At 66.8% G+C, this 11,775-nt stretch carries 12 protein-coding genes; all 12 read right to left on the bottom strand.

Annotated features, from left to right (window positions below; all coding sequences use genetic code 11):
- Nucleotides 1-15: 15 nt before the first annotated feature.
- Nucleotides 16-1,059 carry a phenylalanine--tRNA ligase subunit alpha gene (gene pheS, locus P7V53_RS10075; RefSeq protein WP_280155350.1) on the bottom strand — a complete coding sequence of 348 codons (1,044 nt, stop codon included), beginning with the start codon at nucleotides 1,057-1,059 and terminating at the stop codon, nucleotides 16-18.
- A 112-nt stretch (nucleotides 1,060-1,171) separates the two neighbouring features.
- Complete coding sequence (gene rplT / locus P7V53_RS10070) at nucleotides 1,172-1,528, bottom strand: 50S ribosomal protein L20 (RefSeq protein WP_280155349.1); 357 nt, start codon at nucleotides 1,526-1,528, stop codon at nucleotides 1,172-1,174.
- Between the two features lie 23 nt (nucleotides 1,529-1,551).
- Entirely contained in the window at nucleotides 1,552-1,755 is a 204-nt protein-coding gene (gene rpmI, locus P7V53_RS10065) for a 50S ribosomal protein L35 (RefSeq protein ID WP_280155348.1), read from the bottom strand.
- 109 nt (nucleotides 1,756-1,864) lie between these two features.
- Nucleotides 1,865-2,413, bottom strand: coding sequence for a translation initiation factor IF-3 (infC, locus tag P7V53_RS10060; RefSeq protein ID WP_280156478.1), 549 nt, complete (start codon nucleotides 2,411-2,413; stop codon nucleotides 1,865-1,867).
- A gap of 83 nt (nucleotides 2,414-2,496) precedes the next feature.
- Nucleotides 2,497-4,416 carry a threonine--tRNA ligase gene (gene thrS, locus P7V53_RS10055; protein WP_280155347.1) on the bottom strand — a complete coding sequence of 640 codons (1,920 nt, stop codon included), beginning with the start codon at nucleotides 4,414-4,416 and terminating at the stop codon, nucleotides 2,497-2,499.
- Nucleotides 4,417-4,605: 189 nt separating this feature from the next.
- Nucleotides 4,606-5,058, bottom strand: coding sequence for a glycine zipper 2TM domain-containing protein (locus P7V53_RS10050; protein ID WP_280155346.1), 453 nt, complete (start codon nucleotides 5,056-5,058; stop codon nucleotides 4,606-4,608).
- Nucleotides 5,059-5,172: 114 nt separating this feature from the next.
- Entirely contained in the window at nucleotides 5,173-5,439 is a 267-nt protein-coding gene (locus tag P7V53_RS10045) for a hypothetical protein (RefSeq protein ID WP_280155345.1), read from the bottom strand.
- A gap of 10 nt (nucleotides 5,440-5,449) precedes the next feature.
- On the bottom strand, nucleotides 5,450-6,979 hold the full coding sequence (locus tag P7V53_RS10040) for a DUF4331 domain-containing protein (RefSeq protein WP_280155344.1): 1,530 nt from the start codon (nucleotides 6,977-6,979) through the stop codon (nucleotides 5,450-5,452).
- 137 nt (nucleotides 6,980-7,116) lie between these two features.
- Nucleotides 7,117-7,596 carry an acyl-CoA thioesterase gene (locus P7V53_RS10035; protein WP_280155343.1) on the bottom strand — a complete coding sequence of 160 codons (480 nt, stop codon included), beginning with the start codon at nucleotides 7,594-7,596 and terminating at the stop codon, nucleotides 7,117-7,119.
- An 82-nt stretch (nucleotides 7,597-7,678) separates the two neighbouring features.
- A complete protein-coding gene (locus P7V53_RS10030; protein WP_280155342.1) occupies nucleotides 7,679-8,245 on the bottom strand; it encodes a superoxide dismutase family protein in 567 nt (188 codons plus the stop codon).
- A gap of 86 nt (nucleotides 8,246-8,331) precedes the next feature.
- Nucleotides 8,332-9,435 carry a phospholipase gene (locus P7V53_RS10025; protein WP_280155341.1) on the bottom strand — a complete coding sequence of 368 codons (1,104 nt, stop codon included), beginning with the start codon at nucleotides 9,433-9,435 and terminating at the stop codon, nucleotides 8,332-8,334.
- Nucleotides 9,435-11,771, bottom strand: coding sequence for a Tex family protein (locus P7V53_RS10020; protein ID WP_280155340.1), 2,337 nt, complete (start codon nucleotides 11,769-11,771; stop codon nucleotides 9,435-9,437). The genes P7V53_RS10025 and P7V53_RS10020 overlap by 1 nt, the downstream gene beginning before the upstream one ends.
- Nucleotides 11,772-11,775: the final 4 nt, after the last annotated feature.

Genomic DNA, 11,775 nt, shown 5'->3' with positions numbered 1-11,775 from the left:
TGCTCGAGTTTCCGTTTACTTGAACTGGGACAGGAAGCGCAGGTCGCCGTCGAAGAACAGGCGCAGGTCGCTGATGCCGTAGCGCAGCATCGCCAGCCGGTCGATGCCGGAGCCGAAGGCGAAGCCGATGAAGCGCTCCGGATCGAGACCCATGTTGCGGATGACCTGCGGATGCACCTGGCCGGAGCCCGACACCTCGAGCCATTTGCCGGCCAGCGGCCCGTGCTCGAACATGATGTCGATCTCGGCGCTGGGCTCGGTGAACGGGAAGTAGCTCGGCCGGAAGCGCAGCTGCAGCTCGGTGGTCTCGAAGAAGGCCTGGATGAAGTCGAGGTACATCACCTTCAGGTCCTTGAAGCTCACGTTCTCGCCGACCCACAGGCCCTCGACCTGGTGGAACATCGGCGAGTGCGTGGCGTCGCTGTCCACCCGGTAGGTGCGGCCCGGGGCGATGACGCGAATGTCCGGCATGCGGGCCGCGCTCGCATATTTCTTCGCATGCGCGCGCGCATAGCGGATCTGCATCGGAGAGGTGTGGGTGCGCAGATTGAGCCAGCGGCCTTCGGCATCCTTGGCGTCGACGTAGAAGGTGTCCTGCATCGAGCGCGCCGGATGGTTCTCGGGGCTGTTGAGCGCGGTGAAGTTGTACCAGTCGGTCTCGATCTCGGGGCCGTCGGCGATGTCGAAACCCATCGAGCCGAAGATCTGCTCGATGCGCTCCATCGTGCGGATGACCGGATGCACGGCACCTTCGCCCCGGCGGCGGCCCGGCAGCGTGACGTCCAGCGCTTCGCTCTTGAGCTGCTGCTCGAGCTCGGCCTCGGCCAGCGCATGGCGGCGCGCGTTGAGCGCGGATTCGACCTGCTGCTTGGCGGCGTTGATCAGCGCGCCGCGGGACTTCTTTTCCTCGGCGGTGAGCGCGCCCAGCGCCTTCAGCAGCTCGGTGACGCGGCCCGCCTTGCCGAGATAGCGCGCCTTCGCGTTCTCCAGCTCTGCGGGCGTCGGCGCCTTCGCGAAGTCGGTCTGGGCGTCGAGCACCAGTTGATCGAGGTCGTTCATCGGATGCAGAAAGAAAAAAGGCCGATCGTGAGGTCGGCCTTGAGAGCTTGCACCGAAGCTTTCGCCTCGGGCGGATCGCGCCGCCGGACCGCAAGGCCCGGCGGCAGCGACATCAAGCGAGCTGGGCCTTCACCTTTTCGACGATGCTGCCAAAGGCGGCAGGATCGTTGACAGCCATGTCGGCGAGAACCTTGCGGTCGATGTCGATCGACGCCTTCTTCAAGCCAGCCATGAATTTGCTGTAGGTCAGCCCCAGTCCCCGGCTCGCCGCGTTGATGCGGGCGATCCAGAGCTGGCGGAAAACACGCTTCTTGGTGCGACGGTCACGGTAGGCATATTGCCCAGCCCGCATCACCGCTTCCTTGGCGATGCGGAACACGTTCTTGCGGCGGCCGCGGAAACCCTTGGCGAGCGCGAGAACCTTCTTGTGACGTGCGCGGGCGGTGACACCACGTTTGACGCGAGGCATGAGTTTTCTCCTTCAGCAGTGGGTCAGAGGCCGGCAAAGGGCAGCATCTTCTCGATGTGGCCCATGTTGGTCTCGTGCACGGCGACAGAGCCACGCAGGTGGCGCTTGTTCTTCGTGGACTTCTTGGTGAGGATGTGGCGCTTGAACGCCTGACCGCGCTTGACGGTGCCACCCGGGCGAACGCGAAAACGCTTCTTCGCGCCGCTCTTGGTCTTCATTTTGGGCATGACTGCTCCTTCTGATTTGCGCTGCAGGCGCCGGCGAGGCTCGCCGTCTTGTAGGCCTTCAGACGCTTCTGACAGCGGCCCGGTGACCAGACCGGACCGCTGAACTCTCTTACTTCCGCTTCGGGGCCAGCACCATGATCATCTGGCGCCCTTCGAGCTTTGGCATGTTCTCCACGACTGCCACATCCGCCAGTTCGTCGCGGATGCGTTCCAGGAGGCGCATGCCGATCTCCTGGTGGGTGATTTCGCGGCCTCTGTACCGCAAGGTCACCTTGCCCTTGTCGCCGTCCTCCTCGATGAAGCGGCGCAGGTTGCGCATCTTGATCTGGTAGTCGCCCTCGTCGGTGCCGGGGCGGAACTTCACTTCCTTGACCTCGATGACCTTCTGCTTGGCCTTGGCTTCCGCTGCGCGCTTTTGCTCCTGGTACTTGAACTTGCCGTAGTCCATCAGGCGGCACACCGGGGGATCCGCCTGCGCGGCGATCTCCACCAGGTCCACGTCCAGGTCGCCTGCCATGCGCAGGGCCTCCTGGATCGGAACGATGCCCAGGGGCTCGTTCTCGACGCCGTTCAAACGGACTTCCGGTGCCATGATCTCCCGGTTCAGGCGGTGCTTGCGCTCGGCGTTGGGAGTACGGCGGTCAGCAAAAGTAGCGATGGTTCAAACCTCTCAGCGGACTCCAAGGCCTCTTGGAATCCCAAATGACGAAATGCGCGCGCCCTGCCATTGCTGGCGGAGGTTCACACCTTGTGGGCGATGTCGCTGGCGATCCTCGCGTGGAAGTCTGCCAGGGGCATCACACCCAGGTCCTGATTGCCCCGGGCGCGCACCGCAACGGCCCCGTTGGCCTTCTCCTTGTCGCCGACGACAAGGAGAAACGGGACCTTCTGCATCGAATGCTCCCGGATTTTATAGTTGATTTTCTCGTTGCGCAAATCGGATTCAACTCTAAGCCCTTGTTTTTGAAGCGATTTCACCACTTCGGCCGCATATTCCGCTTGCGCTTCCGTGATATTGAGCACCACCACCTGCACCGGGGCCAGCCAGACGGGCAAGGCGCCCGCGTGCTCCTCGATCAGGATGCCAATGAAACGCTCGAGCGAACCGACGATCGCCCGGTGCAGCATGACCGGCGTGCGCCGCTCGCCGCTCTCGGCCACGTACTCGGCGCCCAGACGCCCGGCCATTGAGAAGTCGACCTGCATCGTGCCGCATTGCCAGTGGCGGCCCAGGGCGTCCTTCAGCGTGTATTCGATCTTCGGGCCGTAGAACGCCCCCTCGCCGGGCGCGATGTCGAACTCGCAGCCCGAGGCCTTCAGGCTCTCGATGAGCGCCGCCTCGGCCTTGTCCCAGACCTCGTCGGAGCCGATCCGCGCGTCGGGGCGCGTGGCGACCTTGTAGATGATGTCCTTGAAGCCGAAGTCCTTGTAGACCCGCTGCAGCAGTGCCGTGTAGGCGACGCACTCCGCCAGGATGTGGTCCTCGGTGCAGAAGATGTGGCCGTCGTCCTGCGTGAAGCCGCGCACTCGCATGATCCCGTGCAGGCCGCCCGTCGGCTCGTTGCGGTGGCACTGGCCGAACTCCCCGTAGCGCAGCGGCAGGTCGCGGTAGCTCTTGATGCCCTGCTTGTAGATCAGCACGTGCCCGGGGCAGTTCATCGGCTTGAGCGCGTAGTCGCGCTTCTCCGATTCCGTCGTGAACATGTTCTCGCGGTACTTGTCCCAGTGGCCCGTCTTCTCCCACAGGCCCTGATCGAGGATCTGCGGGCCCTTGACCTCGCGGTAGCCGTTGTCGCGGTAGACCTGCCGCATGTACTGCTCGACCTGCTGCCAGATCGTCCAGCCCTTGGGATGCCAGAACACCAGGCCGGGCGCGTGGTCATCGATGTGGAAAAGATCGAGCTCCCGGCCCAGCTTGCGGTGGTCTCGCTTCTCGGCTTCCTCGAGCATGTGCAGGTATTGCTGCAGCTCGTCCTTCGTCGCCCACGCCGTGCCGTAGATGCGTTGAAGCATCTCGTTGCGGTGGTCGCCGCGCCAGTACGCGCCGGCCACCTTCATCAGCTTGAAGTGCTTCAGCCGCCCCGTGCTGGGCACGTGAGGCCCGCGGCACAGGTCCTCGAATGCGCCCTCGCGGTACAACGACACATCCTCGCCGGCCGGGATGCTGGAGATGATCTCGGCCTTGTAGTGCTCGCCGATGCCCTTGAAATACGCCACCGCCTCGTCGCGCGGCAGCACGCGCCGCTCGACCTTCTCGTCCTTCTTCGCGAGCTCGCTCATCTTCGCCTCGATGGCGGCCAGGTCCTCCGGCGTGAAAGGACGCTTGTACGAGAAGTCGTAGTAGAACCCGTTCTCGATGACCGGCCCGATCGTCACCTGGGCCTCCGGGAACAGCTCCTTCACCGCGTAGGCGAGCAGATGCGCCGTCGAATGGCGTATGACCTCGAGGCCGGCCGGGTCCTTCTCGGTGACGATGGCCAGCGGCGTGTCGCGGTCGATGCGAAAGCTCGTGTCGACCACTCGCGCCGAATCGCCCTGCCCGATGCGCCCGGCGATCGCCGCCTTGGCCAGCCCGCTGCCAATGGATTGCGCCACCTCGGCGACGGTGACAGGGCTCGGGTACTCGCGCTTGGAACCGTCGGGCAACTGGATCGAGACCATGGAAAAGCTCCGTAGAAAACAAAAAAGCGCGGGGGTGAGCCGCGCTTCGTGGGAACGAGAAGGATGAAGTCGAGACGAGCCGCGGCCAGCTACACAGCAGTGCTGCTGGTGGTAGTTCGCGGTGTCATAACCGGCATTGCCTTTCTCGCCCTTGTTCGTGAAGAGCGTCGATTGTAGGCGAAGGTCGGCCTACCAGCGATACAGCTGGTTGTTCTCGATGCGGACACGATCGCCCACGCGCAGATCGTCGTTCAGGGAGGCGTAGTCGAAGCTGCGCAGCCCGCCGCCGCGCAGCTGCACGGTGACGCGGTAGATGTCGCGTGCGCCGCGGCTGTTCTTCTCGATCTCGTTGCCGATGATCGCGCCGGCCACGACGCCGACACCGGTGGCCAGGTCGCGGTTGCGGCCGTGCTCGAGCTGGCGGCCCACCAGACCGCCGACGGCGCCGCCGACGAGGGCGCCGCCGCCGCTGGTCTGGCTTTGCGCCCTCACGGTGTCGATGCTCTGGACAACGCCGTATTGGCTGCCGTAGTAACTGCCGCCCTGCGGGGCGGCAGGAACCGGTGCGCCGTGCCGCGGGGTGGCGCAGCCGGTGGCGATCAGGGCCGCGACCAAGGCGGCGGCGAATGCGGACGATCTCATCCCGTTGCTCCTGTGGCACCCCGCGACGGAGGCTCTGCACCGATCAACGGGATGCGGCGCCCCGCCGTTGGCGGGACGCCGCGCACTTTGCATGCAGCAACAATCGTGACGCGATCAGCGCAGCGGCTGTGGCTCCGACTCCTCGTCGCTCTTCGGCGCGAAGCCGCCCAGGTCCAGCGCTTCCTTCTGCTCCACCGGCTCGGCCGCCAGCGCCGTGAGGTAGGTCATCAGGCCCGCCATCGATGCGCTCGCTTCGGACGGCACCGCATCGGTGGCCGCGGGCGCCTCGGCAGGCGGTTGCGAGCCTCCTCCTCCGCCGCCGCAGGCGCTCAGCAGCACGACGCTCGAGAACAGGGCGATCCAGGTGTGACTGCGATTCATGGCCACTCCCTCATTGGGCGCCGGGGGTCGGCGTGAACAGGTAGGGAAACTTCGGCAGCAGCGGCACCACGGCCTGGTCGACCGCGTCGTGCAGCTTCAGCGACGTGGCGCCGAGCGGGACGTTGGCCGGCTTGCAGTCGGCGCCGAGACCCAGCGCGTTGTTGTCGCCGTTCAGCATGCACAGCCCGCCCATCACCGCCACCAGCGAAATGTCGACGGTGTCGTCCTTCGGCCGGCGGCCGTTCGGATAGCCCGCCGCATCGCCGCCCGCCAGGCCGAGGCGGTTCTGCATGGCTTCCGGCGTCGGCGGCGTGCCGGTGTTCAGACGCAGCATTTCCGACGGCGTCGGCGCAGCCGGCTGGTTCACGCCCTTGATGCCCGTCAGGAAGGTCGTCACCAGGTCCGTGCGCGGCAGGTTCTTCGGCGCGATGTTGGGCAGGCCGAGCGCGATCTCGAGCAATGCCGGCAGCGTCGGGTGGGTGACGTAGTCGGCGAACTGCCCGTCGTCTTTGGGACGCGAGCCGTTGAAGCGGTCCTTGTCGGGCAGGCCGATGACGACCTCGTTGACCAGCGGCATGCCCAGTCGCGACACCTGCGTCCACGCGCCGCCCGCGACCTCGCTCGTCTGCAGACCCTGCCTGGGCGTGGGGTCGAGCAGACGCCCCTGGCGCAGGCTGGCCGTGGTCCAGGCGCCGATCACAGGATCGGAGCCTTTGGTGAGGCAGCTCTTGTGGACCTCCAGCGCCAGCGAAGTGACGTTGGCATCGTCGATGGTGTTGGGGGCGGCGTTGATGAGCGCGGGATTCGTGATCACCGACACCGGCGCATTGACCAGGTCGAAGATCGTGCCGAGGTTCACCGCGAAGGCTTCCTTGCGCTGGCCGACGAAGAGCTTGCCGGGCATGTTGCAGCCGGGAATGGCAACGGTGTAGACGTGCTTGGCCGCGTAGCCCGCGTAGTCCGGAATCGTCTTCGTGCCGATGTTGTCGACAGGCTTGTCGAATGTGGCGCTGCCGCCCACGGCGTTGGTGACCGCCGCGCGCGAGCCGGTGCGGCGGTGGCCGCGCACCACATCGACGGTGTAGCTCTCGCTGACGTTGAGCGAAGGCGACTTCACGTCGGTCACCTGCCCCGCCTGGATCAAGGGAATCGCGACGTTCTTGCCGCCGATCGGCAGCGTGGCGTTGTTGAGCTTGTTCTTGAAGCGGAACTGGAAGGTGAGGTCCTCGCGCGCATCGCCGTCGTTGTCGATGTGGATCTCGTACAGCGCGTTGTGGTCCATCTGGAAGTAGTTCGGGCCGCCGTACGGCGCCTGCAGCGGCTGGTAGTTGGCGATCAGCGTGACGTAGCCCTCGCGGCCGGGCTCGTAGCTGGAGAACATGTAGAGGTCGGTGCCGTCGACCTTGGGCGCGGTGGTGATGAAGGGCGCCTCGCGATGGCTGGAGGCATGCGCGGGCAGCGCAAGCAGCCCCGCGGCGGTGGCGCACAAGGCGGCCACGACGGGCAGCAAGCGGCCCGGGTGTAGTGAACGATGGCTCATGGTGTGTCTTCCTTCCGGCTGGGTCCAAACATGGCGGACGGCCGCGCGCGCAGCGGGGCCGGCTCCGGACACCGGGGGTCGGTGCCTCAGCCGCTCTACGCAGGCTTTCTCCAACCGGATGCAGACACTTGATGAAGCTAGACGGCGCGCATCGCCTTCATGCGCTGCTCGAACTCCTGCCGCAGATCGCGCCGGGCTTTTGCGGCGTGGTGACGACGCACCTGGTCCGGCGTGGCGGGGACCAGCGGCGGGACGGCGGCGGCCTTGCGCTCGGCGTCCATGGCGACCATGGTGAAGAAGCAGCTGTTGGCGTGCCGCAGGGTCTGGGTCTGGATGTTCTCGGCGACAACCTTGATGCCGACCTCCATCGAGGTCGTGCCGGTGTAGTTGACGCTCGCCAGGAAGGTCACCAGTTCACCGACATGGATGGGCTGGCGGAACATCACCTGGTCCACCGACAGCGTGACGACATAGCGCCCGCAGTAGCGGCTCGCGCACGCATAGGCGACCTGGTCCAGCAGCTTGAGGATGGTGCCTCCGTGCACGTTGCCGGTGAAGTTGGCCATGTCGGGCGTCATCAGCACCGTCATGGTCAGCTCGTGGTTGGGCAGGTTCATCGCGTGCTCCTGGGGCGATTGATGTGCACCTGCTCAAGCCGCAGGCATAGCGCCTCGGGTGGGGGTGGTCCCCACCGCCACGTCACGCCGGCTTGATGACGCCGCAGGCAATGCGGCCGCCGGCATTGCCGGTCGGCTGGGTCGTGTAGTCGTCGGGCTGCGCGTGGACGATCAGCCCCTTGCCGATCAGGTCGGCGGGGCCCGAGCCGAGGGTCACCCCGGTGAGGTGAAAACGCGCATCGGCGTTGCCGTTGGCATCGGCCTTGAGCGCGGGCATGTCGCCCGCATGGTGGTCGCCGCTCTGGGGCCCGTGCGGCTTGCCGTTCGGATTGAAGTGGCCGCCGGTGCTCATGCCGTCGCCGCTCGAGCAGTCACCCTTCTCGTGCGCATGGAAACCGTGATCCTGGTTGGGCTTCAGGCCCGTGACCTTGGCGACCACCATGACGTGGTCGCCGTGCTGCTCGAAGGTGACCGTGCCGGCCGCGGTGTTGCCACGCGTCGGCTCGAGCGTGGCGGTGGCCTTGGCGCGTGCAGCCGGAGCGGCGCGGCTAGCGGTGCTGCCGCTGGCGGCCACGCTCTCCGGCGCGCTGCCGCAGCCGCCGAGTGCCGTCAAGGCGGCGGCAACCGCGAGCGAGTGGAATCGGTTCATGCGCTCTCTCCTCTTTGGGTGTGGTGGTCGGGAAGGATCGGTCGCGATATTAGGACGAACACCGCGTTTTCCGTAGCGCGCAAAGGTCAGGTCAGCGGCTTCAGCTCGATCGTTGCCGCACCGCCCACCCAGGCCGCGAACTCGTCGCGCAGCCTCTGGCTCTCCTGCACCGCGCGCGTCCACGCCTTGACACGTGCCGGCGTGTCGTCGCCGTAGTGCTTGAAGTCGTTGCGGTCCGGCAGCTTGCCGTTGGGAAGCGTCTTCACCCACTGCGGCTCGGGCGACAGCACGATGACGTTGTCGAGATGCTGGGTTGCGCGATGCCGGTGCTTGAAGGCCTTGTCGAGCCAGCCCGGGATCACCGTCTTCTGGAAATGCGGGTAAAGCACCAGGCCCTCATGCATCGACGCGTAGTCGAGGTGCAGGTGGTAGTCGGTGATGCCGCCGTCCCAGTACGCGCCCCGCGGTGCGCCGGGGATGTCGTGCACCGCCTCGAGCCAGAACGGGATGGAGCAGCTTGCGAGGATGCTGGGCTGCAGGTTGTGCGCATCGAGCGGAACGATGTGCGTGCGGTAGTCGTGCAGGTGCAGCGGCAGCGGATCGCGTGCATCGGAAAAGATCACGCGCTCCAGCCAGCCGCCCATGGCCTTGCGGCTCAGCGCGTTCGTCGCGAAGGCGCCCAGGTAGCCCAGCGGCGTGCGGATGCGCCCCTCTCGCCGCATCAGATGCCGGCCGCGGCTGGTGAACACATGCAGCCGAAAGCGCGGATGCTGCAACACCTGCTGCGCGCCGGTTCGCCCATCGTGGGCTTCTCGAAGAAAGCGCTCCGCGAGCTTGGCGCCGAACACCTCGCTCACGTGGCTTGCCTTGGGCGGCTTGCCGGGCGCGTGCTCGTACTCCTGGCGGATGTAATCCTCGGCCATCTGCGCGAACGCGGCCGCCGGCCGGTCGAGGCAGCCGGTGGCCATGCGCCAGGCGCCGATCGACGCGCCCAGCAGGTGCACGGTGTGATCGCTCGCCGCGAGCCATTCGCCGAAGATGAACTGGTCGAGCGGACTCAGCACCAGTCCCTTGGGCCCGCCTGCCGCCGCGGGGATCGCGCGCACGTCCTGCGGTCGAAGACGGCCTTCGCGCAGCTGCTTCAGCGCGCGCGGGCCGGCGTGGATCGCGAGCGCGGCTTCCTTCGGCATCAATTCTTGGATTGGAGCTTCGCGAATGCCGCGGCCATCGCCGACTGTCCCTGGGGTGCGGCCTGTCGGTTGCCGGACGAGGGCACCCGCTCGCCGCGGCCCGGCTGCCGGAAGCTGTTGCCGCCGGCCTCGCCCTTGCCCACCGGCTTGGCATCGAGCTTCATCGTCAGCGAGATGCGCTTGCGGGCCAGGTCGACCTCGAGCACCTTCACCTTGACGATGTCGCCCGTCTTCACCACTTCGCGCGCGTCGTTGACGAACTTGTGGCTGAGCTGGCTCACATGCACCAGGCCGTCCTGGTGCACGCCGAGGTCGACGAAGGCGCCGAACTGGGCGACGTTGCTCACCGTGCCCTCCAGCGTCATGCCCGGCTGCAGATCCTTGATGTCCTCGACGCCGTCGTTGAAGCGCGCGACCTTGAAGTCGGGGCGCGGGTCGCGGCCCGGCTTCTCCAGCTCGGCGAGGATGTCCTTCACCGTGATCGCGCCGAAGTTCTCGTCGGCGAAGGCCTCGGGCTTGAGCGCCCGGATCACGTCGCTGCGCCCCATCACCTCGCCCGCCGGCTTCTTCACGCTCGCCAGAATGCGCTCGACCACCGGATAGGTCTCCGGGTGCACCCCCGACAGGTCCAGCGGGTTGTCGCCGCCGCGGATGCGCAGGAAGCCGGCGGCCTGCTCGAAGGTCTTGGCGCCCAGCCCGGCGACGTCGAGCAGCTGCTGCCGGTTGCGGAACGCGCCGTTGGCGTCGCGCCAGCGCACGATGCTCGCCGCCACCGCGCTGCTCAGTCCCGACACGCGGGCCAGCAGCGGAGCCGATGCGGTGTTGAGGTCGACACCGACGGAGTTGACGCAGTCTTCCACCACCGCGTCCAGGCTCTTCGCCAGCTCGCTCTGGTTGACGTCGTGCTGGTACTGGCCCACCCCGATGCTCTTGGGCTCGATCTTCACCAGCTCGGCCAGCGGATCCTGCAGCCGCCGCGCGATCGACACCGCGCCGCGCAGGCTCACGTCCAGCTCGGGCAGCTCCTTGCTCGCGAACTCGGACGCCGAGTACACCGAAGCACCCGCCTCGCTGACGACCACCTTCTCGATGTGCGTGCCCGGCGCCACCTGCTGGATGCGCTTGATCAGGTCGGCCGCGAGCTTGTCGGTCTCGCGGCTGGCGGTGCCGTTGCCGATGGCGATCAGGTTCACGCCGTGCGTTGCGCACAGACGACCCAGGGTGTGGATGGAGCCTTCCCAATCCTTGCGCGGCTCGTGCGGATAGACCGTGCTGGTGTCGAGCACCTTGCCGGTGTCGCTGACCACGGCCACCTTGACCCCGGTGCGAATGCCCGGATCGAGACCCATGACGACGCGCTTGCCGGCAGGGGCGGCGAGCAGCAGGTCGCGAAGGTTCTCGGCGAACACCTTGATCGCGACGTGCTCGGCCTCTTCACGCAGGCGTGCGAAGAGGTCGCGCTCCAGGCTCAGCGACAGCTTCACCTTCCAGGTCCAGGCGACGGTCTTGCGGATCAGGTCGTCGGCGGGACGCTTCGCGTGGCTCCAGCCGAGGTGGATGGCGATGCGTCCCTCGGCCAGGCTCGGCTGGCCGGGAACCGGCTCCTCGTCGAGCACCAGCTTGGCATCGAGGACTTCCTGCGTGCGGCCGCGGAAAACCGCGAGCGCGCGGTGCGACGGCACGCTGCGGATCGGCTCGTCGTAGTCGAAGTAGTCACGGAACTTGGCGATGTCGGGGTGGTTCTCGTCCTTGCCGTCCATCAGCTTCGAACGGAACAGGCCCTCCGACCAGAGCCACTCGCGCAGCTTGCCGACCAGCGTGGCGTCTTCGGCCCAGCGCTCGGACAGGATGTCGCGCACGCCGTCGAGCACGGCCAGCGCATCGGCAAAGCCGGCATCGGCGTTGACGAAGGCCAGCGCTTCGGCCGCGGGATCGAGCGACGGATCGGCGAACAGCTTGTCGGCCAGCGGTTCGAGGCCGGCTTCGCGGGCGATCATGCCCTTGGTGCGGCGCCTGGGCTTGTACGGCAGGTACAGGTCCTCGAGCTCCTGCTTCGTCGGGGCGGCCTCGATGGCGGCGCGAAGCTCGGGGGTGAGCTTGCCCTGCTCGTCGATGCTCTTGAGCACCGCGGCGCGCCGCTCCTCCAGCTCGCGCAGGTAGCCGAGCCGGGTCTCCAGCTCGCGCAGCTGCGTATCGTCGAGTCCGTCGGTCGCTTCCTTTCGGTAGCGGGCGATGAAAGGCACCGTGGCACCGCCGTCCAGCAGTTCGACGGCCGCGTTCACTTGGGCCGGCCGGACCTTGAGTTCGGCCGCCAGTTGCAACAGGATCTTGTCCAATTCG

The sequence above is a fragment of the Piscinibacter sp. XHJ-5 genome (assembly GCF_029855045.1).
Taxonomy (GTDB): Bacteria; Pseudomonadota; Gammaproteobacteria; order Burkholderiales; family Burkholderiaceae_C; genus Albitalea.
Note: the sequence above shows the minus strand (reverse complement) of the source record. Positions and strands in the feature narration are given on the sequence as shown.